The organism is Enterobacter sp. JS8-1, assembly GCF_049187015.1.
In the GTDB taxonomy this organism is placed as follows: Bacteria; Pseudomonadota; Gammaproteobacteria; order Enterobacterales; family Enterobacteriaceae; genus Enterobacter; species Enterobacter mori.
On sequence record NZ_CP185805.1, the window covers coordinates 1,757,872 to 1,782,986 of the forward strand.

The 25,115-nt window shown below is 57.8% G+C and carries 24 protein-coding genes and 1 tRNA gene; 10 read left to right on the forward strand and 15 right to left on the reverse strand.

Annotated features, from left to right (window positions below; genetic code table 11):
- Window positions 1–67 precede the first annotated feature (67 nt).
- A complete protein-coding gene (locus ACOQH0_RS08225; RefSeq protein WP_089598408.1) occupies window positions 68–511 on the reverse strand; it encodes a winged helix-turn-helix transcriptional regulator in 444 nt (147 codons plus the stop codon).
- Between the two features lie 151 nt (window positions 512–662).
- Between ACOQH0_RS08225 and agp the strand changes: the two genes are divergently transcribed.
- The gene (agp, locus tag ACOQH0_RS08230) at window positions 663–1,904 is read left to right on the forward strand and encodes a bifunctional glucose-1-phosphatase/inositol phosphatase (RefSeq protein ID WP_421511969.1); all 1,242 of its coding nucleotides are present in this window, start codon (window positions 663–665) and stop codon (window positions 1,902–1,904) included.
- Between the two features lie 32 nt (window positions 1,905–1,936).
- Here agp and ACOQH0_RS08235 read toward each other — a convergent pair whose 3' ends face one another.
- Together ACOQH0_RS08235 and wrbA are read right to left on the reverse strand one after the other, a co-directional pair.
- Complete coding sequence (locus ACOQH0_RS08235) at window positions 1,937–2,164, reverse strand: YccJ family protein (protein WP_155022706.1); 228 nt, start codon at window positions 2,162–2,164, stop codon at window positions 1,937–1,939.
- 20 nt (window positions 2,165–2,184) lie between these two features.
- Entirely contained in the window at window positions 2,185–2,781 is a 597-nt protein-coding gene (gene wrbA / locus ACOQH0_RS08240) for an NAD(P)H:quinone oxidoreductase (RefSeq protein WP_010429487.1), read from the reverse strand.
- 392 nt (window positions 2,782–3,173) lie between these two features.
- Between wrbA and ACOQH0_RS08245 the strand changes: the two genes are divergently transcribed.
- Both ACOQH0_RS08245 and ACOQH0_RS08250 read left to right on the forward strand, forming a co-directional pair.
- Window positions 3,174–3,344, forward strand: coding sequence for a general stress protein (locus ACOQH0_RS08245; RefSeq protein ID WP_001273664.1), 171 nt, complete (start codon window positions 3,174–3,176; stop codon window positions 3,342–3,344).
- Between the two features lie 117 nt (window positions 3,345–3,461).
- A complete protein-coding gene (locus ACOQH0_RS08250; RefSeq protein WP_421511971.1) occupies window positions 3,462–4,382 on the forward strand; it encodes a DMT family transporter in 921 nt (306 codons plus the stop codon).
- Between the two features lie 102 nt (window positions 4,383–4,484).
- On the opposite strand, the gene rutG is transcribed toward ACOQH0_RS08250, so the two are convergent.
- Genes rutG through rutA form a run of 7 tightly spaced genes read right to left on the reverse strand, consistent with a single transcriptional unit; the run spans window position 4,485 to window position 9,914 of the window.
- Window positions 4,485–5,801: a pyrimidine utilization transport protein G gene (gene rutG, locus ACOQH0_RS08255; protein ID WP_010429495.1), complete on the reverse strand. Its 1,317-nt coding sequence runs from the start codon at window positions 5,799–5,801 to the stop codon at window positions 4,485–4,487.
- A 21-nt stretch (window positions 5,802–5,822) separates the two neighbouring features.
- A complete protein-coding gene (rutF, locus tag ACOQH0_RS08260) occupies window positions 5,823–6,314 on the reverse strand; it encodes an NADH-dependent FMN reductase RutF (protein WP_029485030.1) in 492 nt (163 codons plus the stop codon).
- 13 nt (window positions 6,315–6,327) lie between these two features.
- Window positions 6,328–6,918 (reverse strand): malonic semialdehyde reductase, encoded by a 591-nt coding sequence (locus ACOQH0_RS08265; protein ID WP_421511973.1) that lies wholly within the window; start codon window positions 6,916–6,918, stop codon window positions 6,328–6,330.
- 9 nt (window positions 6,919–6,927) lie between these two features.
- Window positions 6,928–7,728 carry a pyrimidine utilization protein D gene (gene rutD, locus ACOQH0_RS08270; RefSeq protein WP_100167077.1) on the reverse strand — a complete coding sequence of 267 codons (801 nt, stop codon included), beginning with the start codon at window positions 7,726–7,728 and terminating at the stop codon, window positions 6,928–6,930.
- 7 nt (window positions 7,729–7,735) lie between these two features.
- Window positions 7,736–8,122 carry a pyrimidine utilization protein C gene (rutC, locus tag ACOQH0_RS08275; RefSeq protein ID WP_010429508.1) on the reverse strand — a complete coding sequence of 129 codons (387 nt, stop codon included), beginning with the start codon at window positions 8,120–8,122 and terminating at the stop codon, window positions 7,736–7,738.
- 11 nt (window positions 8,123–8,133) lie between these two features.
- Window positions 8,134–8,823, reverse strand: coding sequence for a pyrimidine utilization protein B (rutB, locus tag ACOQH0_RS08280; RefSeq protein WP_089601315.1), 690 nt, complete (start codon window positions 8,821–8,823; stop codon window positions 8,134–8,136).
- Window positions 8,823–9,914 carry a pyrimidine utilization protein A gene (gene rutA / locus ACOQH0_RS08285; protein ID WP_023617762.1) on the reverse strand — a complete coding sequence of 364 codons (1,092 nt, stop codon included), beginning with the start codon at window positions 9,912–9,914 and terminating at the stop codon, window positions 8,823–8,825. The genes rutB and rutA overlap by 1 nt, the downstream gene beginning before the upstream one ends.
- A 244-nt stretch (window positions 9,915–10,158) precedes the next feature.
- Here rutA and rutR point away from each other — a divergent pair, with 244 nt between their 5' ends.
- Window positions 10,159–10,797 (forward strand): HTH-type transcriptional regulator RutR, encoded by a 639-nt coding sequence (gene rutR, locus ACOQH0_RS08290; RefSeq protein ID WP_010429525.1) that lies wholly within the window; start codon window positions 10,159–10,161, stop codon window positions 10,795–10,797.
- Between the two features lie 53 nt (window positions 10,798–10,850).
- On the opposite strand, the gene ACOQH0_RS08295 is transcribed toward rutR, so the two are convergent.
- Window positions 10,851–11,243, reverse strand: a complete 393-nt coding sequence (locus ACOQH0_RS08295; RefSeq protein WP_100167073.1) for a lysozyme inhibitor LprI family protein — start codon at window positions 11,241–11,243, stop codon at window positions 10,851–10,853.
- A gap of 51 nt (window positions 11,244–11,294) precedes the next feature.
- Window positions 11,295–15,257 carry a trifunctional transcriptional regulator/proline dehydrogenase/L-glutamate gamma-semialdehyde dehydrogenase gene (putA, locus tag ACOQH0_RS08300; protein ID WP_421511974.1) on the reverse strand — a complete coding sequence of 1,321 codons (3,963 nt, stop codon included), beginning with the start codon at window positions 15,255–15,257 and terminating at the stop codon, window positions 11,295–11,297.
- A 422-nt stretch (window positions 15,258–15,679) separates the two neighbouring features.
- On the opposite strand from putA, the gene putP reads away from it, so the two are divergent.
- Both putP and ACOQH0_RS08310 read left to right on the forward strand, forming a co-directional pair.
- Window positions 15,680–17,188: a sodium/proline symporter PutP gene (gene putP, locus ACOQH0_RS08305; protein WP_421511975.1), complete on the forward strand. Its 1,509-nt coding sequence runs from the start codon at window positions 15,680–15,682 to the stop codon at window positions 17,186–17,188.
- A 115-nt stretch (window positions 17,189–17,303) separates the two neighbouring features.
- Window positions 17,304–17,723, forward strand: coding sequence for a DUF3574 domain-containing protein (locus tag ACOQH0_RS08310; protein ID WP_421511976.1), 420 nt, complete (start codon window positions 17,304–17,306; stop codon window positions 17,721–17,723).
- Window positions 17,724–17,804: 81 nt separating this feature from the next.
- Here the strand turns inward: ACOQH0_RS08310 and ACOQH0_RS08315 are convergent, their stop codons facing one another.
- Window positions 17,805–18,989, reverse strand: a complete 1,185-nt coding sequence (locus tag ACOQH0_RS08315) for a NupC/NupG family nucleoside CNT transporter (RefSeq protein WP_211446557.1) — start codon at window positions 18,987–18,989, stop codon at window positions 17,805–17,807.
- Between the two features lie 251 nt (window positions 18,990–19,240).
- Between ACOQH0_RS08315 and efeU the strand changes: the two genes are divergently transcribed.
- The 4 genes from efeU (at window position 19,241) to phoH (ending at window position 23,819) form a co-directional block, all read left to right on the forward strand.
- A complete protein-coding gene (gene efeU, locus ACOQH0_RS08320; RefSeq protein ID WP_089600228.1) occupies window positions 19,241–20,074 on the forward strand; it encodes an iron uptake transporter permease EfeU in 834 nt (277 codons plus the stop codon).
- A 40-nt stretch (window positions 20,075–20,114) separates the two neighbouring features.
- The gene (gene efeO, locus ACOQH0_RS08325) at window positions 20,115–21,242 is read left to right on the forward strand and encodes an iron uptake system protein EfeO (protein WP_421511979.1); all 1,128 of its coding nucleotides are present in this window, start codon (window positions 20,115–20,117) and stop codon (window positions 21,240–21,242) included.
- A 5-nt stretch (window positions 21,243–21,247) separates the two neighbouring features.
- On the forward strand, window positions 21,248–22,531 hold the full coding sequence (efeB, locus tag ACOQH0_RS08330) for an iron uptake transporter deferrochelatase/peroxidase subunit (RefSeq protein WP_218308020.1): 1,284 nt from the start codon (window positions 21,248–21,250) through the stop codon (window positions 22,529–22,531).
- A 499-nt stretch (window positions 22,532–23,030) separates the two neighbouring features.
- Window positions 23,031–23,819 (forward strand): phosphate starvation-inducible protein PhoH, encoded by a 789-nt coding sequence (phoH, locus tag ACOQH0_RS08335; protein ID WP_008503509.1) that lies wholly within the window; start codon window positions 23,031–23,033, stop codon window positions 23,817–23,819.
- A 371-nt stretch (window positions 23,820–24,190) separates the two neighbouring features.
- On the opposite strand, the gene ACOQH0_RS08340 is transcribed toward phoH, so the two are convergent.
- Both ACOQH0_RS08340 and ACOQH0_RS08345 read right to left on the reverse strand, forming a co-directional pair.
- A tRNA-Ser gene (locus tag ACOQH0_RS08340) sits at window positions 24,191–24,278 on the reverse strand.
- 137 nt (window positions 24,279–24,415) lie between these two features.
- Window positions 24,416–25,093 carry an isochorismatase family protein gene (locus tag ACOQH0_RS08345; protein WP_025755865.1) on the reverse strand — a complete coding sequence of 226 codons (678 nt, stop codon included), beginning with the start codon at window positions 25,091–25,093 and terminating at the stop codon, window positions 24,416–24,418.
- Between the last annotated feature and the right edge of the window lie 22 nt (window positions 25,094–25,115).

The following is a 25,115-nucleotide window of genomic DNA, read 5'->3' on the forward strand; positions in this document are numbered from 1 at the left end:
CTCTGTTATTTGGTTTTATAATGCAACCATTTTGGTGGGCATTTTGTGCTTTTGTCGTCGGGAACGATCAGGAGGGGAGTTTAGCCACGATCTCTTCTGGCGTCAGTTCGCGCCCATCGTCGGCAATAAGCGCCAGCCTGCGCAGGGGTTTGCGCTGTTCGCTATCGACCAGCACAGTGCCGCATTCGTTTTCAGCAAACAAAAATTCATTCCCCCACTGGGACAGAGCAACCAGCACCGTTTGCAGGGCGCGACCTTTATCGGTCAGGACATACTCCTGCCAGGCGCTGCCGTCGGACGCGGGCTGAAGCGTAAGAATGCCTTCGTCGACCAGCAGCTTCAGTCGCGTGGTCAGCATGTTTTTTGCGATACCGAGGCTTTTCTGAAACTCGCCGAAGCGTTTAATCCCGCGCAGCGCGTCGCGCACGATCAGCAGCGACCACCAGTCGCCGATGATATCCAGCGAACGGGCGACGGGGCAGGTGCTCTCTTCAAGGCGGGTACGTTTCACGGTCAATTCTCCGGTAGGGTGTGGTTTTATTATAAAACTAATTGGCACACACCGTAAGCACGTTAATCATCACTTTGAGAAATGCTTCCCGAAAAAGCTGTCACGAATGTGTCACACTCGCCGCAACAATAAAACGCGTGAGGAATAAGGGATGAGAAAAGCACTACTCGCAGTTGCAGTCGCAGGTACCCTTTCAGTGACCTTTGGCGCACAGGCGCAGGAGACGCCAGACGGATATCAGCTGGAGCAAGTTTTAATCATGAGCCGTCACAACCTGCGCGCGCCGCTCGCCAATAACGGCAGCGTGCTGGAGCAGTCCACGCCGAAGCAGTGGCCGGAGTGGGAAGTGCCGGGCGGTCAGCTCACCACCAAGGGGGGCGTGCTGGAAGTCTATATGGGCCATTACATGCGCGAGTGGCTGGCGCAGCAGGGAATGGTAACCACCGGAGAATGCCCTCCAGCGGATAGCGTTTATGCCTATGCCAACAGCCTGCAGCGCACCGTCGCCACCGCGCAATTCTTTATCACCGGCGCGTTCCCGGGCTGCGACGTTCCCGTGCACCATCAGGAAAAAATGGGCACCATGGATCCGACCTTTAACCCGGTGATTACCGATAACTCGCCGGAATTCCGTGAAAAAGCGCTGAAGGCGATGGTGACGGAACGGCAGAAAATGCAGCTTGGCGAAAGCTATAAGCTGCTGGAGCAGATGACGAACTACGCGGATTCTCCGTCCTGCAAAGAGAAAAAGGTCTGCTCGCTGGCAGACGCGAAAGACACCTTCAGCGCCGACTATGAAAAAGAGCCTGACGTATCCGGGCCGCTGAAGGTGGGTAACTCGCTGGTGGATGCGTTTACGCTGCAGTATTACGAAGGCTTCCCGGCCGACCAGGTGGCCTGGGGCGAAATCAAGACCGACCAGCAGTGGCGCGTGCTGTCGAAGCTGAAGAACGGCTATCAGGACTCGCTGTTTACCTCCACCGAGGTGGCGCAAAACGTGGCGAAGCCGCTGGTGAAGTACATTGATAAAACCCTGGTCACCGAGCAGGCGAAAGCGCCTAAGATCACACTGCTGGTGGGGCATGATTCGAACATTGCTTCCCTGCTCACCGCCCTGGATTTCAAACCGTATCAGCTGCATGACCAGCAGGAGCGCACCCCGATTGGCGGCAAGATTGTCTTCCAGCGCTGGCATGACAAAAATGCCAACCGCGAGCTGATGAAAATTGAGTATGTCTACCAGAGCTCAGAGCAGCTGCGTAACGCCAGCGTGCTGTCGCTGCAGTCGCCTGCGCAGCGCGTGACGCTGGAGCTGAAAGACTGTCCGGTGGATGCGAACGGCTTCTGCCCTGTCGATAAATTCAATGCGGTCATGAATAACGCGGCGAAGTAAAAGAGAACCCCCCGCTGCGGCGGGGGGAATGCTTAGACGTTTTTACGTTCGATGGTTTGCTCACCCCAGAAGAGCGAGTCTTTATCCGTTTTTTTGAAGGCGCGCACCAGCACCTCATCGTTACCTTCCTCCCAAATCTGCTCGGCCAGCTTTTCATCGTATTTCGCGACTTCAAAGATAGCTTCGGCAATCTCCGGAGAGGTATTGCGTAAACTTGCCCATTCGCCCACGTGATGAGCTTTGGATTCTTGAGTTGGCATGCTTGTCCTCCTGTTGGGTGTTAGCCGTTCAGTTTTTTGGCCAGACCCGCGACGTGTTCACCCTGATAGCGGGCGATAGCCAGTTCTTCATTGCTTGGCTGGCGTGAACCGTCCCCACCGGCAATGGTGGTTGCACCGTAAGGCGTACCGCCGCGCACCTGGGAAACGTCAAACAGCTCCTGCGCGCCGTAGCCAATCGGCACAATCACCATCCCATGATGAGCAAGGGTAGTCCAGGTTGAGGTAATCGTCTGCTCCTGACCGCCGCCGGTGCCGGTAGAGCTGAATACGCTGGCGAGTTTGCCGTAGAGCGCCCCGGATGCCCAAAGTCCGCCGGTTTGATCGAGGAAGGTGCGCATCTGACCCGACATATTGCCGAAGCGGGTTGGGGTGCCGAAGATAATGGCATCATAATCTGCCAGCTCCTGCGGGGTGGCGACCGGGGCGTTTTGCGTTTTCCCCCCGGCTTTCGCGAAGGCTTCCGCCTGCATGGTTTCCGGTACGCGTTTCACCACAACCTCCACGCCATCAACCCTGTTTGCACCTTCTGCTACCGCGTGAGCCATGGTTTCAATGTGTCCATACATGGAATAATAGAGCACCAGAACTTTTGCCATTTTGCATCACTCCTCGTTTGTTTTTTCTGACAGCGGATCGCTGCGTTCTTTTAAAGATATGCCATCACAGCCAGACTGCAAAAATGAACGGCATTTCTTTGATTTATAACAATATGATTACAAAAATGGCTTTGTAGCAAAATGAAACAACTTTCTCTCAGTCGAATTTTGAAATGATAAGAAAGGTTTATGAGTCACCGTCGCGTCGTCTCACCCAAAAGACTGAGATCATGTTGCAGAATATTACCTATGGCTTGCTGGATAGCCGCATTCCACTAAGCTTAGTTTCACGCGGCACAGATAAAGGCACTGTCCTTGAGTCGCGCGGTGAAAGAATCCTCTTTTACTGAATGCAATATGATGTCTAATGTTTCACACTCTGGAGGTTAGAGATGGCAAACCATCGTGGTGGTTCAGGTAATTTCGCTGAAGACCGTGAAAGAGCATCAGAAGCAGGTCGTAAAGGTGGCCAGTCCAGCGGGGGTAACTTCAAAAATGACCCTCAGCGCGCATCAGAGGCTGGTAAAAAAGGGGGTAAAAACAGCCACGGCAGCAATAAGTAACACGCCGGGTTGAACCCCTGCCGCCGGGATTTCCCGGCGGTTTTTTTATTTCTGCAACATTGAACTGTAACCAAAGGCAACGCACACTAGAGAATTGATTTTAATTGCGAGTGCCGCATGTCTGTCTCACGCTTCAAATTCTCCATAAAACCGCAGGAAGCCATCCTCATTCTCATCACCATGTTCTGGGGCGGGACGTTCCTGGCCGTCCAGTACGCGGTGACCCTCAGCGATCCGTTCTTTTTTGTTGGCCTGCGCTTTGCGACGGCGGCGCTTGCCGTAGGGCTGATTTCGCTTAAAACGCTGCGGGGGCTGACGCTTAAAGAGCTTAAGGCCGGCGTGGCGATTGGTGTGGCGATAGCGATGGGCTACAGCCTGCAGACGTGGGGTTTACAGACAATCTCCAGCAGCAAATCCGCGTTTATTACCGCCATGTATGTGCCGCTGGTGCCGCTATTGCAGTGGCTCTGTCTCGGCAGAATTCCGGGCCTGATGTCCTGTATTGGCATCGTGCTGGCGTTTATCGGTCTGATCTTACTGGCCGGGCCGGAAAACAACCTGCTGGCGCTGGGGCCGGGCGAAATCATCACCCTGATTGGGGCGATTGCCATTGCGGCGGAAATTATTCTGATTAGCGCCTGGGCGGGTGAAGTCGACGTCAAACGGGTGACGGTGGTGCAGCTCGCCACGGCGTCGCTGGTGGCCTTTGCGACGATGGTTCCGGCAGGGGAGTCCGTACCGCCGATGTCCACCGGGCTGGTTGTGGTCGCACTGGGGCTGGGTATCTTCAGCGCCATTATTCAGGTCACCATGAACTGGGCGCAGCGCAGCGTATCGCCAACCCGTGCGACGGTGATTTATACCGGAGAACCGGTCTGGGCGGGCATTTTCGGACGGCTGGCCGGGGAGCGTCTGCCGCTGCTGGCCCTAATGGGCGCGGCATTTATTGTCGCCGGGGTGCTGGTGAGCGAGTTAAAGTTAAAAAAACGACGTAAGTCGATTGCCGGGTTGGGCACTGAACAAGGGGCTGATAGCTAACAATGCGCACGCTGCCCGTTTTGCCCGGCGGCGCTTCGCTTGCACGGGCCTGCAATTGCCATGTAGGCCGGGTAAGCGTAGCGTCACCCGGCTATTTCAGGTTCAGGGGGTGATGGCTTCCGCTTGCGCTTCATCCCCTTTGCGGCGGCTCAGCAGGGCGTTCAGCAGGATTGCCCCAAAGGTCGCCGTACCAATCCCGCCAATCGTGAATCCGCCCAGCGTCAGGGCGAAGTCGCCTGCGCCCAGCACCAGCGTGACCGCCACCATAATCAGGTTGCTGTTCTGGCTGAGATCGACGCGGTGCTGCACCCAGATGCGCGCCCCGGCCACGGCGATCAGCCCAAACACCACAATCGATGCCCCGCCGATGACCGGTGATGGAATAGTGTGGATCAGCGCGCCGAACTTCGGTGAGAAACCGAGCAGTATCGCCATCACCGCCGCTGCGACGAAGACCAGCGTGGAGTAGACTTTGGTGACCGCCATCACGCCGATGTTTTCGGCATAGGTGGTAACGCCGCTACCGCCCACGGAACCGGAGAGCATGGTCGCCAGCCCGTCACCGACGAATGCGCGCCCCATGTACGGATCCATACTGCGCCCGGTCATTCCGGCGACCGCTTTCAGGTGACCTAAGTTCTCCGCCACCAGGATCACCGCCACCGGTGCGATAAGCATCATCGCCTGAGCGTTAAAGGTGGGTGAGGTCACCTGTGGCAGGCCGAACCAGGCAGCCTGGTGCAGCAGCGTAAAATCAACCGGTTTGCCCAGGCCAAAAACGTTCGCCAGCAGGGCGTAGACCAGGCAGGCGACAATCAGCCCAACCAGGATAAGCAGACGCTGGATCATGCCCCGCGTAAACACCGCCACCACGCCGATGCACAGCACCGTGATCACCGCCATCCAGCTTTCAAACGGCGAGGCGGAGACGCTTCTGACCGCAATCGGTGCGAGGTTCAGACCAATCGCCATCACCACGGCGCCCGTCACGACGGGGGGCATCATTCGCTCTATCCAGCGCGTGCCGATTTTCATCACCACCAGACCAATCAGGGTATACACCAGGCCGCAGGCGATGATGCCGCCGAGGGCCACGCTCAGGTTGGGGTTGATCCCCTGGCCGTTAAACCCGGTGGTGGCGATAACCACCCCGACAAAGGCGGCGCTGGAGCCGAGATAGCTGGGCACGCGCCCGCCGGTAACAAAAAAGAACAGCAGGGTACCGATACCCGACATCAAAATAGAGAGGTTGGGATCGAGTCCCATCAGCATCGGCATCAGCACCGTCGCGCCAAACATGGCAACCGCGTGCTGCACGCCCATCACCATCGTCTGCCCGAGCGGGAGGCGTTCATCCGGCGCGACCACGCCTGCTTCTGTGGAGGTCGATTTCAACTGCCAGTGGGGAAATCCGAACATGGTCTGTCTCCTTAAGGCGGGTTAACAGGCGGGTCGCATAAGCGCGTGGTAGCCGCGGTCAAACCACACCAGCCCTTGCGGCGCGGGGTGGCGAATAATCGAAACAATGTCGCAAAACAGAATGTCGTGCGTACCGACGCTGACCACCTGGCTGATGCGGCAGTCAAACGAGGCCAGCGCATCCTCCAGCCGCGGGCAGCCCGTGTCGCCTGTCTGCCAGCGGGCGGCGGCAAAGCGTTCCTCCATCGGCGTTTTCCCGCCAAACAGATTGGACAACGGCTCCTGTCCGGCGCTCAGGGTATTCACGCAAAGGGTGCGGTTTTCGCTAAACGTTGGCCAGACGGACGCCCCGCGGTTCAGGCACACCAGCAGGGTGGGCGGTGAATCCGTGACGCTGCACACCGCGCTGGCGGTGAAGCCTGCCATCCCTGCCGGGCCGTCGGTGGTGATGATATTGACCGCCGCGCCGACGCAGGCCATGGCGTCGCGAAAGGTTTGTTTATCCGGTGTCATGACGATCGCTCCTTTACGCCAGCCCGCAGGCATCGTCGAAGGTCAGACGCGGCAGGCGCCCGTAAAGTTTGCTGGTATCGCCATAGCCAATGTTGATCAGCAGATTGCTTTTAAGCGTGGTGCCGGTGAAGAAGGTCTCGTCGACCTTTTGCCGGTCAAATCCCGACATCGGGCCAGTGTCCAGCCCCAGGGCGCGACAGGCGAAAATCAGGTAAGCAGCCTGCAATGAGCTGTTGCGAAAGGCGGTCTCTTCCGCATGCGCGGGGCTGGAGGTAAACCAACTCTTTGCATCGCCGTGCGGGAACAGCTCGGGCAGGCGCTCGTAGAATTCACCGTCCCAGGCGACAATGGCTGTGACTGGGGCGGTGAGCGTTTTCTCGAGGTTGCCGCTGGAGAGCGTCGGGCGCAGCTTCTCTTTTCCCTCTGCGCTTCGCACAAACACAATTCGCGCCGGGGAGCAGTTCGCGGACGTTGGCCCCCATTTCATCAGGTCGTAGATTTCGTGCAGCGTTTCGTCGCTGACAGGCATATCCAGCCAGCCGTTATGGGTGCGGGCGCCGGTGAACAGCGTTTCCAGCGCGGCGGGCGTAATGGCTTCGCTCATTAAAGCTCCTTATAAAACGGGTTCAGGACTGTGCAGCAGGCTGGCAAGCCCGTTCAGCAGCAGGGTGTTAAAGGTGTCCGGCTCGGTGACGTTGCAGGCATGTCCGCCCTGGCGCATCACCACGCTGTGGCTGTGTGGGATCGCCGCCTGCAGCTCGGACGAGCAAACAGCGGGCACCAGCATGTCGTCGGCGGAACAGATAATGTGTACCGGGCAGCGAATGCGCGCGGTATGACGTCGGAAGTCGGCTTTTTTCAGTGCGCTTAGTCTGCGCAGCAGGTTGGTTTTACCCTGGAAATGGGCCAGCGCCAGCGCTTCTTCTGCCTCCAGGCGAGGCGCGCGGGCGGCCATCCAGTCTGCCGGGTAGAGAAACAGCGGCTGCGCCTCGACCCAGGCCTGCGCGCCGCCGGAATGCAGCAGACGTTCGCGAACGTCAAAACAGCGGCGGGTATGGGCATTGAGGGTGAGCCAACCGTTAATACACACCAGCGCAGAAACCGCGTCGGGTTTATCGATCGCAAGCTGCAGGCCGACCAGTGCGCCCAGCGCGTGGCCCACGACGGTGTAGCGTAAGATCCCGGCATCCGTAAGCGCCTGAGCCAGTTCATCGGCCATCTGCGCCAGGCTATAGCCTTCAGGAAGGGTATCCGGGTTATTACCCGTCCCTCGCTGGTCATAGCACACCACCTGATACTCCTTTTCCAGCGCGGCGAACTGGGGCAGCCAGTAGCTGCCGCTGCCCCCAAGTCCGGCAATCAGGACGACCACGGGCGCGCCCTCGAACGGGGGCGGCGAGAGAGAAAGTTTCATGGCAGCCTCACTTCGCGATGTGCGCAACGGTGGCGATTTCAACCAGCGCCTCTGGCTTCACCAGCCCGCACTGAATGCAGAACCGCGCCGGTTTATCGCCGGGGAAGAACTCGGCGTAGATCTCGTTAATCGCGGCGTAGTTTTTCCAGTCGGTGATAAAGATGCTGTTGAAGGTCACATCCTCCATCGTGCCACCCGCCGTTTCGATCACGGTTTTGATCGTCTCCAGCACGTGGCGAGTTTGCGCCTTTGGGTCGTTGATAAACACCACGTTGTTGTCTTTATCAAACGGCAGCGTGCCGGAGACATATACCACGCCGTCGGCGAGGGTGCCGGGAACAAACGGGGCAATGGGCGTGCTGGTGCCCGGCGGAATGATTACGGATTTTGGCATCAGGTGTCTCCTCAGGCGATACGGGCGAGCGGGGGAGTCAGGGCGTCGCAGAAATCATTGACGTTACTGACCCAGCCAAAAAAGGTTTCGATATTGAACAGGGCGGCTTTCTGGGCGAATTCCGGCCCGGCCTGGTGGGTTGCGTCTTCCAGCACCACGCCAAAATACTCGAGGAAAAAGCCGTCGCGCAGGGTCGACTCCACACAGACGTTGGTGGCGATCCCGGTGAACACCAGATGGCGAATGCCCCGGCTGCGCAGCAGGCTGTCGAGCGGGGTGTTGAAAAAGCCGCTGTAGCGCGGTTTCGGCAGAACGATATCGCCCGCCTGCGGTACCAGCTCATCCACCAACTGATAGTCCCAGCCGCCTTTCGCCAGCAGCTTGCCCTGCAGTTCGGGCCGTTTACGCATGGTTTTCAGGGCGTTCGACTTGTGGAAGTTGGGGGAGCCGGGGCCGCCTGCCTCGACGTACTGGTCATCCCAGCCGTTCTGGAACCAGATGATGAGCATCCCCGCGGCGCGCGCGGCGGCGACGGCGGTTTTGATGTTCGCGATCACCGGCTGCGTGGCGGAGACGTCGAACCCCGCCAGGTCCAGATAGCCGCCCTGGCTGGCATAGGCGTTTTGCATGTCCACCACGATCAGCGCGCTCTGCTCCGGCGCAAAGGTGATGGCTTCCGGGCGTGCGTTAAGGGTCGTCATTACGCCACCTCCTTCGTGACGGCAGGGATGTGGGCGCGGCACTGCATCAGCGGCTGGATGCGCTCGCCGAAGGTCTCCACGCCGGTCAGGAAATCGTCGAAGGTCAGCAGGACGCCTTCCGCCCCAGGTACGGCCGCCACTTCGTCAAGCATTCTGGCCACGCTGGCATAAGAGCCGACCAGCGTGCCCATGTTGATATTGACCGCAGAGGTGGGGTCGGCCATCTGGCGCACGTTGGTATCCGCCCCGGAGCGGGTATCCTTCTGGCTCTGCTCGGTGAGCCAGCTCAGGGCCTCCTCGTCGGCACCGTCCTTATAGCGCTCCCATTTCGCGCGCGCGGCGTCGTCGGTTTCGTCGGCGATCACCATAAACAGCACGTAGGAGCCCACGTCGCGTCCGGTCTTGTCGGCCGCCTCTTTCATGCGCGCGGCAGTCGGGGCGAAGGCGGCAGGCGTGTTCACGCCTTTACCGAAGCAGAAGTTGAAGTCGGCGTATTTGGCGGAGAATTCCATCCCCGCGTCGCTCTGCCCGGCGCAAATCACCTTCATCGGCACCGACGGCTGCGGGCTGACGCGGCAGTCGTTCATGGTAAAGAAGTCACCCTTGAAATCGCTTTTGCCTGTACCCCACAGATCGCGCAGCACCTGCACGTATTCGGTCAGGTAGTCGTAGCGACGCGAGAAGTAGTCGTCACCCGGCCAGAGCCCCATCTGCTCGTATTCGGGTTTTTGCCAGCCGGTGACCAGGTTGACGCCAAAGCGCCCGCCGGAGATGGAGTCGATGGTGGAGGCCATGCGCGCCACGATCGCTGGCGGTAAGGTGAGGGTGGCGGCGGTGGCGTAGATTTGGATCCGCGAGGTGACCGCGGCCAGCCCGGCCATCAGGGTAAAGGACTCCAGGTTGTGATCCCAGAATTCGGTTTTGCCGCCAAAGCCGCGCAGCTTGATCATCGAAAGCGCAAAGTCGAAATGGTAGTGCTCCGCTTTCTGCACGATGGCTTTATTCAGCTCAAAGGTCGGCATGTATTGCGGTGCGGTGGTCGAGATAAGCCAGCCGTTGTTGCCGATGGGTACAAATACGCCAATTTTCATCACGAACCTCTCTTCATTACGTCGCAGGTGTAAGGATGTTTTGCAAAGGGAATGCCAGTTTTGAAAATGACAGTGTTATTAATGTGTTAACCAGAAGTTGGTGGATTGATGCGTCTAAATGTGGACTAAATGGTCAAAAACATTGCACAGAAAACAGGCATTCATGCGCGATCGGAGTGCAGGATATCGTGGCGAGACGGGGGTTTTGCTATGCTGAGGGCAACGCAGAATAAGGAGAGCGGGAATGACACAAGGCGCAGTGAAAACACCGGGTAAACGTTCGCAGGCAGTGAGTGCGAAAAAGCAGGCTATTCTGAGCGCGGCGCTGGATACGTTTTCGCAATTTGGCATCCACGGCACGCGCCTGGAGCAGGTGGCGGAGCAGTCCGGGGTATCCAAAACCAATCTGCTCTACTACTACCCGTCGAAAGAGGCGCTCTATATTGCGGTGATGCAGCAGATCCTCGATATCTGGCTGGCGCCGCTGAAAGCGTTCCGCGCAGAGCTGGCCCCGCTGGTGGCGATCAAGGAGTATATTCGCCTGAAGCTGGAGGTGTCGCGCGATTACCCGCAGGCATCAAGGCTATTCTGTCTTGAGATGCTGCAGGGCGCGCCGCTGTTGCAGGCGGAGCTCACCGGAGATTTAAAGCAGCTGGTGGACGATAAATCGGCCATTATCGCCGGATGGGTCGCCAGCGGAAAGCTGGCCCCGGTCGATCCGCATCATCTGATCTTTATGATTTGGGCCTCCACCCAGCATTACGCTGATTTTGCGGCCCAGGTTGAAGCGGTGACCGGTAAAACGCTCCAGGACGAGGCGTTTTTCCAGAGTACGCTGGATAACGTGCAGCGGATGATTATCGAAGGGATCCGTGTGCGCTAATTTCCCTCACCCTAACCCTCTCCCACAGGGAGAGGGAATAGTTCCGTGCCTCGTCAGCCCGGAGGGAGAGGGCAGCTTAAGTCGCCCTCTTCACACTGCATCAGCGAGGCCAGAAACGCTTCGCGCTCGACCGTTTTCTCCGCCAGGCACTGGTTAACAATCATTGGCTGGACGCTTCCGCCTTCCGTACCCGAGCCGATAAACGCGCAGTCCGCATCGCGCAGGGTAATCCACGCCTGTTGCGCTTTTTTCAGCAGGTCGCGCTGGGGGGCTGCCGCGCGTTTGATGGCAGCCTGATACGTCTGGTTGAGCTTTTTATCGGCAGCCTGGTACTGCTGCGCGCTACAGGTATTCAGCTCAAGCTGGGTGGTCGCTTTGTCGCACTCGTCGGCCAGCGCGCTGGCGCTCAGCAGCAGTGCTGCGCCTGCGATAAGATATCGTTTCATACACTCCCCAATAAAATAAGGCTCCGTCTCCGGAGCCTTATTAGCACAGCGTTAGCCGATTGTCATCAGGCTGGCGTTACCCCCCGCCGCCGCGGTGTTGACGCTGAGCGAGCGCTCAACGTACAGACGCTCCAGCAGCAGGTTGGTTTCCCCGCGTGCAAAGCCCTGCACGGAAACGATGGCACCGCTGCGGGCCGCAACCTGCTCGCACAGTTCGCGCAGCTGGTCGGAATCACCGTGGTAGATCACCGCATCAAACGGCTGCGTCAGCAGCGCATCGGCCTTCGCAAAGCGAATGCGGGCCGAGACCGCTTTTGGCAGCTGTTTGGCGAGATCGCGATGCAACGCATCTTCCGGCCACAGCACTTCACAACCGGTTGCCATTGCGGCAGCCAGCTGCACCAGCGCGTCCTGCTCGTTATCGGCCACGCACAGTACGCGCTCGCGCGGCATCAGCGTCCAGGTGTTGCGCTCGCCGGTTGGACCCGGCAGCAGACGCTGGGTGCCCGCCTGCGCCAGTTCGCCGTACTGCCGTGCGACGGCACGCAGTTCAGGACGTTTTTCTGCCCAGGCGATCAGCGCCTCCAGCGGCTGGGTCAGCACGGTTTTCACCTGCGTATCCACCGGATAGTGTGCGTCCTGACGCGCCAGGGTCACGCCCAGGGCGTTTTCCGGACGGTTAGCGAGCAGACGGTACAGGTAGAGCGGGCCACCCGCTTTCGGACCGGTGCCGGAGAGACCTTCACCGCCGAACGGCTGCACGCCCACGACCGCGCCAACCATGTTGCGGTTGACGTACAGGTTGCCGACTTTGGCATTGCCGGTGACCTGCGCAATGGTTTCGTCAATACGGGTATGCACGCCGAGCGTCAGGCCGTAGCCGGAGGCGTTGATCTGCTCAACCAGCTCGTTCAGGTTGTTACGGTTGTAGCGCACCACGTGCAGTACCGGACCGAAGACCTCTTTTTTCAGCTCGTCGAAGCTTGCCAGCTCAATCAGCGTTGGCGGCACGAAGGTGCCGGTCCGCCATTCGCGGGCATCTTCGCTGTTCTCGCGCACCGCCTGGAACACCGGACGGCCTTTCGCGCGCATGGTCTGAATGTGGTTTTCGATATTGGCTTTGGCTTCCGCGTCGATCACCGGCCCGATGTCGGTGGTGAGACGGCCCGGGTTGCCCATGCGGCATTCGGCCATCGCGCCGCGCAGCATTTTCAGCGTGTGATCCGCGACGTCGTCCTGCAGGCACAGCACGCGCAATGCGGAGCAGCGCTGACCGGCGCTGTCGAACGCAGAGGCCAGCACGTCGACCACCACCTGCTCGGTGAGCGCCGAGGAGTCAACGATCATGGCGTTCATCCCGCCGGTTTCCGCGACGAGCGGAGTAGGACGACCCTGCGCATCCAGACGGGTAGCAATGTTGCGCTGCAGCAGGGAGGCTACTTCGGTCGAACCGGTAAACATCACGCCGCGCACGCGGTTATCGGAGGTCAGTTTGGCGCCGACGGTTTCACCGCGGCCCGGCAGCAGCTGAACCACGCCCGCAGGCACGCCGGCTTCCAGAAGAATGTTGATACCCTGTGCGGCAATCAGCGGGGTCTGCTCTGCCGGTTTTGCCAGCACGCTGTTGCCTGCGGCAAGCGCGGCGGCTATCTGGCCGGTGAAGATCGCCAGCGGGAAGTTCCACGGGCTGATACATATGACCGGACCCAGCGGACGGTGGGTTTCGTTATCGAAATCATCGCGTACCTGACCGGCGTAGTAGTGCAGGAAATCGACGGCCTCGCGCACTTCGGCGATGGCGTTGCTGAAGGTTTTACCCGCTTCGCGCACCAGAATGCCGATGAGCGACTGCATCTGATCTTCCATCAGCACCGCGGCGCGTTCCAGAATGGCGGCACGCTCCTGCGGCGGCGTGGCGAACCAGATTGGCGCGTTGTTCACCGCGCTTTCCAGCGCCTGGTCAACTTCCGCTTCGGTGGCTTCACGCACGTAGCCGACGATATCTTTTGGCTCTGCCGGGTTAATGACCGGCTGCATTTCGCCGTCAGCAACGGACTGTTCCAGGATCGGCTTCGCCTGCCATTTCTGCAATGCACTGTTGAGCAGGGCAGAGGAGAGCGACGCCAGACGATGTTCGTTGGCGAGATCCAGACCCGCCGAGTTGACGCGGCCTGCGCCATACAGCTCGCGCGGCAGGGCAATCTTCGGATGCGGCAGGCCAATCTGGCCTTCCTGCGCCGCCATCTTCTCTACGGCCTGCACCGGATCGGCAACCAGCTCGTCCAGCGGCAGGGTGGTGTCGGCGATGCGGTTAACGAAGGAGGTGTTCGCGCCGTTTTCCAGCAGACGACGCACCAGGTATGCCAGCAGGGTTTCGTGGGTTCCCACTGGGGCATAGATGCGGCACGGGCGGTTCAGCTTGCCGTCTGCCACTTTACCGGTGACCTGCTCGTACAGCGGTTCACCCATGCCGTGCAGGCACTGGAACTCGTACTGGCCCGGATAGTAGTTCTGTCCCGCCAGGCTGTAGATTGCCGCCAGGGTGTGGGCGTTATGGGTAGCGAACTGCGGATAGATCAGGTTCGGCACGCCGAGCAGTTTTTTCGCACAGGCGAGGTAAGAGACGTCGGTGTAAACCTTGCGGGTATAGACCGGATAGCCTTCCAGACCTTCCATCTGGGCGCGTTTGATTTCGCTGTCCCAGTAGGCGCCTTTCACCAGACGGATCATCAGGCGACGGCGGCTGCGGCTTGCCAGGTCAATCAGGTAATCAATGACGAACGGACAGCGCTTCTGGTAAGCCTGGATCACGAAGCCGATGCCGTTCCAGCCTGCAAGCTCCGGCTCGAAGCACAGTTTTTCCAGCAGATCGAGGGAGATCTCCAGACGGTCGGCCTCTTCGGCGTCGATATTAATGCCGATGTCATACTGGCGCGCCAGCAGGGTCAGGGACTTCAGGCGCGGGTAGAGCTCTTCCATCACCCGGTCGTACTGCGCGCGGCTGTAGCGCGGGTGAAGAGCGGAAAGCTTAATGGAGATGCCCGGGCCTTCGTAAATACCGCGACCGTTGGACGCTTTACCGATGGCGTGAATCGCCTGCTGGTAAGAGACCATGTAGGCCTGCGCGTCGGCGGCGGTCAGCGCCGCTTCGCCCAGCATGTCGTAGGAGTAACGGAAACCTTTATCTTCCAGCTTGCGGGCGTTCGCCAGCGCTTCGGCAATGGTTTCCCCGGTGACGAACTGCTCGCCCATCAGGCGCATCGCCATGTCCACGCCTTTGCGGATCAGCGGCTCGCCGCTCTTACCGATAATGCGGTTCAGGGAGCGGGAGAGGTTGGCTTCGTTATGGGTGGAGACCAGTTTGCCGGTAAACAGCAGGCCCCATGTCGCGGCGTTGACGAACAGCGACGGGCTGCGGCCAATGTGGGAATGCCAGTTGCCGTTGCTGATCTTGTCGCGGATCAGCGCGTCGCGGGTGGCTTTATCCGGAATACGCAGCAGCGCTTCCGCCAGGCACATCAGCGCCACGCCTTCCTGTGAAGAGAGGGAAAACTCCTGCAGCAGACCCTGAACCATCCCGGCGCGGCCGGTGGCGGTTTTCTGGTTGCGCAGCTTGTCGGCTAACTGATACGCCAGGCTGTGCGCCTGCGCGGAAATGGCTTCCGGCAGACGAGCCTGCTCCAGCAGCATTGGCACGGCGTCGGTTTCGGCGCGGCGGTAGGCGCCGGTAATGGCGGCACGGCTGACGGACTGCGGCAGGATCTGCTCGGCGAATTCGAGGAACGGCTGATGGTTCTCGTCGCCAGCGGCTGGCGCTTCCTCGCTTTCGTTCGCTGCACCGGCCAGCAGGGCAGGCAGTTCCGGCAGACCTTCATCGCTCTCGAGTCTTTCGAGATAGTTAAAAATCGCCTGCTTAATTAACCAGTGCGGCGTGCGGTCAATGCGGGTTGCTGCGGTCTTAATCCGTTCGCGGGTGGCGTCATCCAGCTTAACTCCCATGGTGGTCATACCCATGCCAAAGCTCCTGTTGTTCTTTCATCGTGTTTGGTCGTTAGCGTGAAATATCCCCCATGTTGCAACTTTGTGCAACCGTGTTAAATGTGACCTGGTTTGCAACCCGGAAAATGAATGGATTGTTAACGAATGGTTAGCTGGAAAAACGCACTGGCTTTTGGGCGGGAAGCCTGTTTTTATGCGGGAGTTAACACTTTTAAAAGGTGCAACCCGTAAAAGCGTGAGCGAGTGCAACCTATAGGAAACTCGTATCAAACCAGGGATGAAATTGATGTAAATGCAGTGTTAAATCGTTTGTCAGCGGGATGCGCATACGGCAGGATAGCGCGCCCAACAGAAACACAAGATACATTCACCTCGTTCCGGTGATCATATAACAAGGCAGCCCGGATGGTTGTCGCTCGACATTTTGGAGAATTTGAATGGCTATTAGCACACCGATGCTGGTGACATTTCTCGTTTATATATTTGGCATGATCCTGATAGGGTTTTTGGCATGGCGTTCAACAAAGAACTTTGACGACTACATTCTGGGCGGACGCAGTTTAGGCCCGATGGTGACCGCGCTCTCTGCGGGCGCTTCCGACATGAGCGGCTGGCTGTTGATGGGCCTGCCGGGCGCGATTTTCATCTCCGGTATCTCTGAAAGCTGGATCGCCATCGGTCTGACCGTCGGCGCGTGGATCAACTGGAAGCTGGTGGCAGGCCGTCTGCGCGTGCATACCGAGGCCAACAATAACGCCCTGACGCTGCCGGATTACTTCACCGGACGCTTTGAAGATAACAGCCGCGTTCTGCGCATTATCTCCGCGGTGGTTATTCTGCTGTTCTTCACCATCTACTGTGCCTCCGGCATCGTGGCCGGCGCGCGCCTGTTCGAAAGCACCTTCGGCATGAGCTATGAAACCGCGCTGTGGGCCGGTGCTGCGGCGACCATCCTCTATACCTTTGTGGGCGGTTTCCTGGCGGTAAGCTGGACCGACACCGTGCAGGCGAGCCTGATGATCTTCGCCCTGATCCTGACCCCGGTGATTGTGATTTTCACCGTTGGCGGCTTTGGCGATTCGCTGGAAGTGATCAAGCAGAAGAGCATTGAAAACGTCGACATGCTGAAAGGGCTGAACTTCGTTGCCATCGTCTCCCTGATGGGCTGGGGCCTGGGCTATTTCGGTCAGCCGCACATTCTGGCGCGCTTTATGGCGGCGGATTCTCACCACACCATCGTTCATGCCCGTCGCATCAGCATGACGTGGATGATCCTCTGTCTGGCAGGGGCGTGTGCGGTCGGCTTCTTCGGTATCGCGTACTTCAACAACAACCCGGCGCAGGCGGGCGCGGTGAACCAGAACGCCGAGCGCGTGTTCATCGAGCTGGCGCAGATTCTGTTTAACCCGTGGATTGCCGGTATTCTCCTCTCCGCCATTCTCGCGGCGGTGATGTCCACCCTGAGCTGCCAGCTGCTGGTCTGCTCCAGTGCGATCACCGAAGACCTCTACAAAGCCTTCCTGCGTAAAAACGCGAGCCAGAAAGAGCTGGTCTGGGTAGGGCGCTTTATGGTGCTGCTGGTGGCGCTGGTTGCCATCGCGCTGGCGGCTAACCCGAATAACCGCGTGCTGGGGCTTGTGAGCTACGCGTGGGCGGGCTTTGGTGCGGCATTTGGTCCGGTCGTTCTGTTCTCCGTCATGTGGTCACGTATGACCCGTAACGGCGCGCTGGCGGGGATGATCATCGGTGCGGTTACCGTTATCGTCTGGAAACAGTTCGCGTGGCTGGGCCTGTACGAAATCATTCCGGGCTTCATCTTCGGCAGTATCGGTATCGTGGTGTTCAGCCTGCTGGGTAAAGCACCGTCTGCTTCTATGCAGAAACGCTTTGCTGAAGCCGACGCGCATTACCACACTGCGCCACCGTCTAAGCTTCAGGCAGAATAATTTTCCCACGTAACACCGTAGGCCGGGTAAGCGCAAGCGCACCCGGCTTTTTTCTTGCCAAAATCCGTATTTTCCTGTGATATCCATATGCTTATAACAATGAGGATAGCTAAGCATGACCATCAAAACAGGGGTAATGGCAGCGGCATTATTGATGCTGGCGGGCTGCAACGCGCCATCGCAACATGCGGCGGTAGAGACCTGCAAAGCAGAAAACCAGATGCAGCAAACCACGCTTTATTTCGGCTTAAATCGTCCTGCCGGGGCGCAGATTACCGGCAACGAATGGCAGCAGTTTGTTGACCAGGACGTGACGCCGCGTTTTCGCGATGGCTTAACGGTATTTGATGCGCGCGGGCAGTGGCTCGGGAACGACGGGAAAGTGGCGCGTGAACCCAGCAAGGCATTGATGCTGATCCACGGTAAAGATGCGCAGAGCGAGAAGAACATCGAAGCGTTACGCGGGATTTATAAATCACGCTTCGCGCAGGAGTCGGTGATGCGGGTCGACCAGCCGGTGTGCGTGCAGTTTTAATGAAAACGGCGGGATAACCCGCCGTTGTTGTATCGTAGACCTGCGCAAGCGAAGCGCCGCCGGGCACAAACGGCACAAAACTTACAGCACCAACCCCGCAAAACTCGCCGACAGCAGGCTCACCAGCGTCGCGCCGTAAACCAGACGCAGACCAAACCGCGATACCACGTTGCCCTGCTGCTCGTTCAGGCCCTTAATCGCCCCGGCGACGATTCCGATTGAGGCAAAGTTAGCAAACGACACCAGGAAGACGGACAAAATGCCCAGCCCGCGAGGGGACATCTGATGGGCGATTTTTTGCAGCTCGATCATCGCCACAAATTCATTCGCCACCAGCTTGGTTGCCATAATACTGCCCGCGTTTAAGGCATCGCTCAGCGGGATCCCCACCAGCCAGGCCAGGGGATAAAACACATAGCCCAGGATCTGCTGGAAGCTCATGCCAAATACGCTGGAGAAGAGGGCGTTAACGGCGCTAATAAGCGCGATAAAGCCAATCAGCATCGCCAGAATAATCATCGCCACCTTAAAACCGGCCAGAATATACTCGCCGAGCATTTCGAAGAAGCTCTGCGATTCATGCAGCTTTTCGAGCTTGATATCCGGCTCCGCTTCCGGGCGAGCCGGGTTGATGACGGAGAGAATAATAAAGGTGCTGAACATATTCAGAATAAGCGCCGCGACGACAAATTTGGCGTCCAGCATCGTCATATAGGCACCGACAATCGACAGGGAGACCGTCGACATGGCCGTGGCCGCCATGGTGAATAGACGACGAGAGGAGAGATCGCCCAGCACGCCTTTGTAGGCAATGAAGTTTTCCGACTGACCGAGGATCAGCGAACTTACCGCGTTAAAGGATTCCAGCTTGCCCATACCGTTCAGTTTTGACAGCACTGTCCCGATGACGCGAATAAAAATTGGCAGGATCCGCCAATGCTGAAGAATACCAATCAGTGCGGAAATAAAAATAATCGGACACAGCACGCCGAGGAAAATGAATGCCAGCCCTTTTTCACCCATTCCGCCAAAGACGAAATTCGTCCCTTCGGCCGCAAATTTAAGCAGCGATTCAAAGAAACCGGAGACATATTTAATAATAAACAGACCGCTTTCTGCGTGCAGGAAAAAGAATGCCAGCGCGATTTCAATAACAATCAGCTGTACAACAAAGCGAATGCGAATTTTTCGGCGGTCGAAACTCACCAGCCAGGCAAGCGCAAGAATAATCACCAGCGCCAGCAGGAAATGGATAATCTTAAACATGGTTTATTTTCAGTTAGTTTTCGAGGTGGATATTTAGCCACAGCGCTGATTAACCGTAAATGGGCATTTTCGTTATAACTTATAAACGCAATCGTAACGGATGGAATTATTATCCTGCGATGCGGTTACAACTCGTCATCAAAAGGCCACATATTTCGCTTGTTTTTCTTCTTGCCGTAATGATAATCACTATCACAAGAATTTACCTTTCTTTGCATCAGTTGACCGCGATAAACATTTAAGGTGTCGGCATGTTTGTTCCATTTCTCATTATGTTACGTGAAGGCCTTGAAGCGGCCCTGATTGTCAGCCTTATCGCCAGCTATCTGAAGCGAACCCAGCGCGGGCGCTGGATTGGCGTCATGTGGGTTGGCGTCTTCCTTGCCGCGGCGCTCTGCCTGGGCCTGGGTATCCTCATCAATGAAACCACCGGCGAATTCCCGCAGAAAGAACAAGAGCTTTTCGAAGGGATCGTCGCCGTGATTGCGGTGGTGATCCTCACCTGGATGGTGTTCTGGATGCGTAAAGTCTCCCGCAACGTGAAGGTGCAGCTGGAGCAGGCGGTAGACAATGCCCTGCAGAAGGGGAACAACCACGGCTGGGCGCTGATCCTGATGGTCTTTTTTGCCGTTGCGCGTGAGGGGCTGGAATCGGTCTTCTTCCTGCTGGCGGCCTTTCAACAGGATGTCGGTATCTGGCCGCCGGTTGGCGCGATGCTCGGGCTGGCAACCGCGGTTGTGCTGGGCTTTCTGCTCTACTGGGGCGGCATTCGTCTCAATCTGGGCGCCTTCTTCAAGTGGACCAGCCTGTTTATTCTGCTGGTGGCGGCAGGGCTGGCGGCAGGGGCGATACGCGCCTTCCACGAGGCGGGCCTGTGGAACCACTTCCAGGACGTGGCGTTCGATCTCAGCAACATTCTCTCCACCCATTCACTGACCGGCACCCTGCTTGAAGGTATCTTCGGCTATCAGGAAACGCCGAGCGTCAGCGAAGTGGCGATGTACTTTATCTATCTGGTTCCGGCGCTGGTGCTGTTCGCTATGCCGCCGCGTACCGGCACCCAGGCGTCGCGCGTTGCGCCGTAATGTGTAATTTAGTTACAACATACTTTTAAAGGGAAGAGTCATGGCAATTCAGTTCCGTCGTAGTGCGTTATGCGCAGGCATTGCCGCGCTGTTCGCTTCTTCATTCTCTGCCTGGGGCGCTGATGTTCCTCAGGTCAAAGTGACCGTCAATGATAAACAGTGCGAGCCGATGACCATGACGGTCAACAGCGGCAAAACCCAGTTTATCATCCAGAACCACAGCCAGAAGGCGCTGGAGTGGGAGATCCTCAAAGGCGTAATGGTGGTGGAAGAGCGTGAGAACATCGCCCCAGGCTTCAGCCAGAAGATGACCGCCAACCTGCAGCCGGGTGAATACGACATGACCTGCGGCCTGCTGACCAATCCGAAAGGCAAGCTGATCGTCAAGGGCAACGCCACGAAGGATGCTGCGAAGGGCGAAGCGCTGCTGAGCCTGGGCGAGGCCATCACCGCCTATAAAGCCTACGTCACCAAAGAGACGGCGGACCTGGTTGCGGGTACCAAAGCCTTCACCGATGCGGTGAAAGCCGGGGATATCGAAAAAGCGAAATCCCTGTACGCGCCAACCCGTCAGCACTACGAGCGCATCGAGCCGATTGCCGAGCTGTTCTCTGACCTCGATGGTAGCATCGATGCCCGTGAGGACGATTACGAGCAGAAGGCCGCCGATCCGAAATTTACCGGCTTCCACCGACTGGAAAAAGCCCTGTTTGGCGACAACTCCACCAAAGGGATGGAGAAATACGCCGGGCAGCTGAACGGCGACGTGCTGGAGCTGCAAAAGCGCATCAGCGAGCTGGCCTTCCCACCGTCGAAAGTGGTTGGCGGCGCGGCCGGTCTGATTGAAGAAGTGGCTGCAAGCAAAATCAGCGGTGAAGAAGATCGCTACAGCCACACCGACCTGTGGGACTTCCAGGCCAACGTCGACGGCGCGCAGAAAATTGTCGATCTGCTGCGTCCTCAACTGCAAAAAGAGAACAGCGAACTGCTGGCCAAAGTGGATGCCAACTTCAAAAAAGTCGACACCATCCTGGCGAAGTACCGCACCAAAAACGGGTTCGAAACCTATGACAAACTGACCGACGCTGACCGTAACGCGCTGAAAGGCCCGATTACTACCCTGGCGGAAGATCTCTCCCTGCTGCGCGGCGTTCTGGGTCTGGACTAAGCACGATGAACAAGCATGACGAGCACGACGTGGCGGAACCTTCCCGACGTCGTTTGTTAAAAGGGGTAGGGGCGCTGGGCGGCGCGCTAGCCCTGGCAGGCGGCTGCCCGGTGGCGCATGCGGCTAAACCGCAGAGTGCCCCCGGCACGCTGTCGCCGGATGCGCGCATGGAAACGCAGCCGTTTTATGGCGAGCACCAGGCGGGCATTCTGACGCCGCAGCAGGCCTCCATGATGCTGGTGGCGTTTGATTCGCTGGCCAGCGATAAAGCCGATCTGGTGCGTCTGTTCCGCCTGCTGACAACGCGTATTGCGTTTCTCACCGCGGGCGGTCCGGCACCGGAAACGCCAAATCCGCGTTTGCCGCCGATGGACTCCGGTATTCTCGGGGCGTTTATCGCCCCGGATAACCTGACCATTACCGTGTCGGTGGGCGAGTCGTTGTTTGATGAGCGCTACGGCCTGGCAAAACAGAAGCCGAAAGCGCTGCAAAAAATGACGCGCTTTCCAAATGATTCCCTCGACGCGGCGCTGTGCCACGGCGATCTGCTCCTGCAGATTTGCGCCAATACCCAGGATACGGTGATCCACGCCCTGCGCGATATCATCAAGCACACGCCGGATCTGCTGAGCGTGCGCTGGAAGCGGGAAGGGTTTATCTCTGACCACGCTGCCCGCAGTAAAGGCAAAGAGACGCCGGTGAACCTGCTGGGCTTTAAGGACGGCACGGCCAACCCCAACAGCAGCGATGCGGCGCTGATGAAAGATGTAGTGTGGGTGACGGCGGATCAGGGTGAACCGGCATGGGCGGTGGGCGGCAGCTACCAGGCGGTGCGCATTATCCAGTTCCACGTGGAGTTCTGGGACCGCACGCCGCTGAAAGAGCAGCAGACCATATTCGGCCGCGACAAGCAGAGCGGGGCGCCGCTGGGCATGAAGCACGAGCACGATGTGCCGGACTACGCGAGCGATCCCGACGGGAATACCATCGCGCTCGACAGCCATATTCGCCTTGCGAACCCGCGCACCAAAGAGACGCAGTCGAGCCTGATGATGCGTCGTGGCTACAGCTATTCGTTAGGCGTCACCAACTCTGGTCAGCTTGATATGGGGCTGCTGTTTGTCTGCTATCAGCACGATCTGGAGAAAGGGTTCCTCACCGTACAGAAGCGGTTAAACGGTGAAGCGCTGGAAGAGTATATTAAGCCCATCGGCGGCGGTTATTTCTTTGCCCTGCCTGGCCCGCGCGACCGGAACGCGTACCTCGCTCAAGGGCTGATCGAAGCCTGATAATCGTCCCTGCGATAGTTCGCGGGGACATTATTTTTTCATATGACTATCTTGTTGTTATATTTCTGTAATATTTCTATATAAGACTGAATCCACTGCAGGTGCAGTCTTAAAAGTTGCATTCAGGTAAAATAAATGTTGCATTTATGATAACTCCTGATGTACTTAAGATAAGACAGCGGTAGTTCCCGGCAGTGATGCTGAATCACTATGGAGATCGCGAATGGTTGGGTCCTGTACTGGACAAGGTAAACATAACAACCGCAGCACCCGGCGCGGAGGCTCAGACTCCGGCAGCGATTTCCTCACCACTAAATTCTCCCCTTCACCTCAAGAATCTGATTCCACCGACGTGCAGACTGGTGCGCGTAGCTATTCTGTATCGTCATCCGGTAAAGCAAGCAATGGCTTACAAGGAAGCCAACCCTCTGATGTTCGTGCGCATAATCGTGCCGAAGCTGGCGCGTGTGATGAATACCAACAACTCAAGGTGCTATCCATGGGAAGACAAAAAGCAGTGATCAAAGCTCGTCGCGAAGCAAAACGTGTGCTGAGACGGGATTCACGTAGCCATAAACAGCGTGAAGAAGAATCGGTCACCTCGCTTGTGCAGATGAGTGGCGTAGAAGCAATTGGCATGGCCCGAGACAGCCGTGATAATTCTCCAATTGTTGCGCGCAATGAGGCTCAGGCGCACTACCTGAATGCTATCGAGAGTAAACAGCTCATCTTTGCAACCGGTGAAGCCGGATGCGGGAAAACCTGGATTAGTGCAGCCAAAGCGGCGGAAGCGCTGATCCATAAGGACGTGGAGCGCATTATTGTTACCCGTCCGGTACTGCAAGCTGATGAAGATCTCGGCTTCTTGCCCGGAGATATTTCGGAGAAGTTTGCCCCGTACTTCAGGCCCGTTTATGACGTGCTGGTGAAGCGACTGGGTGCATCCTTTATGCAGTACTGCCTGCGACCAGAGATTGGCAAGGTGGAAATCGCGCCGTTCGCCTATATGCGCGGACGTACATTTGAAAATGCGGTCGTTATTCTTGACGAGGCTCAGAACGTGACCGCAGCGCAAATGAAAATGTTCTTAACGCGCCTCGGGGAGAACGTGACGGTAATCGTTAACGGCGATATTACCCAGTGTGACCTGCCGTCCGGCGTGAAATCCGGATTAAGCGACGCCATGTCACGTTTTGAGGAAGATGAGATGATTGGGGTGGTACGTTTCACCAAAGATGACTGCGTGCGCTCGGCGCTCTGCCAGCGCACGCTGCAAGCGTATTATTGAGTTTGCTGTTGTGTTCAAGGCCCGGGAAACCGGGCTTTGTTTTTTGTGCATTTTATACCCTCTCCCTTGGGGAGAGGGTTAGGGTGAGGGGCTCAGGCCGCATCGAGCTGCATATAGCACCGGGGGGGGATTGACTCGCTTCGCTCGCGGTTACTCGGCCCATCCATGGGCCTCGCCCCTTTGGGGCCAACGCAGGCGTTGTTCAAAAACGCTCCCGGCGTTTTTGTGCGGGCAGCCTGTTCGCTACGCTCTCAGTCTGTCCAACTGGCTGTCGCCAGTTGTCGAACCCCGGTCGGGGATTCTCATCCCCCCGCAGGCGTGCAACATGCGAAAAAAAAGCCCGCATTTTCATGCGAGCTCTTCTTCAAATATGGCGGTGAGGGGGGGATTCGAACCCCCGATACGTTGCCGTATACACACTTTCCAGGCGTGCTCCTTCAGCCACTCGGACACCTCACCATATTGTTTTGCTGCCTGACCGCTTGGGGGGCAACGGGGCGCTACTATAGGGAGTTGCGCTAAAACGGTCAAGCAGATTTTCTGTATTCGTGTGCGTTCGGTTAAGCCTTAATCAGCTCTTGTCGCAGCACGGGTTATTAACGCTGTGAATCGAGCACTTCGCTGTTTTTAACCACTTCCTGTGCTTTGCCGTAGCTTTCGATCAACAGCTGATAAGCAGGGAAGATGTGGGTGTATACCTCAGCCCACTCAGCCGCGTCTTCACGATTCCATGTCCGCTGGATCTCAGAGGCCACAGCCGCAGTATCCATTGGCACCACGCCAGCCTGCACAACACGCGCCAGGGTGATCTCCTGGGCCATCTTGCTGTAGGTGCCGGAGGCATCAATCACCGCAAACACTTTATACCCATCTGCAACCGCGCTGATTGACGGGAAGGCCATGCAGACGCTGGTGATAGTGCCCGCGATGATCAACGTCTTGCGTCCGGTCGCTTTCACCGCCGCAACAAACTCCGGGTTGTCCCAGGCGTTGATTTCACCTTTACGGGCAACATATTGTGCATGCGGCGCGTTAGCGTGGATCTCCGGGATCAGCGGTCCGTTCGGCCCCTGTGGTACGGACGCCGTAGTGATAACCGGGATCTTCGCCAGGGTAGCGATTTTCGCTAACGCCGCGGCACGAGCACGCAGCTCTGGCATTGGCATGTCACCAACGGTCTGGAACAGACCGCTCTGGTGATCGATAAGCAACATCACCGCATCGTTAACATCAATGACCGGACGTGCTCCATTAAAATTGGCAGGTGTAGACATGTTCTTCTCCTTTATTACGATT

What these genes read in the sequence shown, in the direction of transcription:
- ACOQH0_RS08310 (WP_421511976.1), top strand. Translation starts at nt 17,304, where the DNA reads ATGACCATCAAAACAGGGGTAATGGCAGCGGCATTATTGATGCTGGCG.
- agp (WP_421511969.1), top strand. Translation starts at nt 663, where the DNA reads ATGAGAAAAGCACTACTCGCAGTTGCAGTCGCAGGTACCCTTTCAGTG.
- rutG (WP_010429495.1), bottom strand. Translation starts at nt 5,801, where the DNA reads ATGTTCGGATTTCCCCACTGGCAGTTGAAATCGACCTCCACAGAAGCA.
- efeO (WP_421511979.1), top strand. Translation starts at nt 20,115, where the DNA reads ATGGCAATTCAGTTCCGTCGTAGTGCGTTATGCGCAGGCATTGCCGCG.
- rutA (WP_023617762.1), bottom strand. Translation starts at nt 9,914, where the DNA reads ATGAAAATTGGCGTATTTGTACCCATCGGCAACAACGGCTGGCTTATC.
- rutR (WP_010429525.1), top strand. Translation starts at nt 10,159, where the DNA reads ATGACACAAGGCGCAGTGAAAACACCGGGTAAACGTTCGCAGGCAGTG.
- ACOQH0_RS08250 (WP_421511971.1), top strand. Translation starts at nt 3,462, where the DNA reads ATGTCTGTCTCACGCTTCAAATTCTCCATAAAACCGCAGGAAGCCATC.
- ACOQH0_RS08245 (WP_001273664.1), top strand. Translation starts at nt 3,174, where the DNA reads ATGGCAAACCATCGTGGTGGTTCAGGTAATTTCGCTGAAGACCGTGAA.
- ACOQH0_RS08315 (WP_211446557.1), bottom strand. Translation starts at nt 18,989, where the DNA reads ATGTTTAAGATTATCCATTTCCTGCTGGCGCTGGTGATTATTCTTGCG.
- rutD (WP_100167077.1), bottom strand. Translation starts at nt 7,728, where the DNA reads ATGAAACTTTCTCTCTCGCCGCCCCCGTTCGAGGGCGCGCCCGTGGTC.
- ACOQH0_RS08235 (WP_155022706.1), bottom strand. Translation starts at nt 2,164, where the DNA reads ATGCCAACTCAAGAATCCAAAGCTCATCACGTGGGCGAATGGGCAAGT.
- ACOQH0_RS08295 (WP_100167073.1), bottom strand. Translation starts at nt 11,243, where the DNA reads ATGAAACGATATCTTATCGCAGGCGCAGCACTGCTGCTGAGCGCCAGC.
- efeU (WP_089600228.1), top strand. Translation starts at nt 19,241, where the DNA reads ATGTTTGTTCCATTTCTCATTATGTTACGTGAAGGCCTTGAAGCGGCC.
- putP (WP_421511975.1), top strand. Translation starts at nt 15,680, where the DNA reads ATGGCTATTAGCACACCGATGCTGGTGACATTTCTCGTTTATATATTT.
- phoH (WP_008503509.1), top strand. Translation starts at nt 23,031, where the DNA reads ATGGGAAGACAAAAAGCAGTGATCAAAGCTCGTCGCGAAGCAAAACGT.
- putA (WP_421511974.1), bottom strand. Translation starts at nt 15,257, where the DNA reads ATGGGTATGACCACCATGGGAGTTAAGCTGGATGACGCCACCCGCGAA.
- ACOQH0_RS08265 (WP_421511973.1), bottom strand. Translation starts at nt 6,918, where the DNA reads ATGAGCGAAGCCATTACGCCCGCCGCGCTGGAAACGCTGTTCACCGGC.
- wrbA (WP_010429487.1), bottom strand. Translation starts at nt 2,781, where the DNA reads ATGGCAAAAGTTCTGGTGCTCTATTATTCCATGTATGGACACATTGAA.
- rutB (WP_089601315.1), bottom strand. Translation starts at nt 8,823, where the DNA reads ATGACGACCCTTAACGCACGCCCGGAAGCCATCACCTTTGCGCCGGAG.
- rutF (WP_029485030.1), bottom strand. Translation starts at nt 6,314, where the DNA reads ATGACACCGGATAAACAAACCTTTCGCGACGCCATGGCCTGCGTCGGC.
- efeB (WP_218308020.1), top strand. Translation starts at nt 21,248, where the DNA reads ATGAACAAGCATGACGAGCACGACGTGGCGGAACCTTCCCGACGTCGT.
- rutC (WP_010429508.1), bottom strand. Translation starts at nt 8,122, where the DNA reads ATGCCAAAATCCGTAATCATTCCGCCGGGCACCAGCACGCCCATTGCC.
- ACOQH0_RS08345 (WP_025755865.1), bottom strand. Translation starts at nt 25,093, where the DNA reads ATGTCTACACCTGCCAATTTTAATGGAGCACGTCCGGTCATTGATGTT.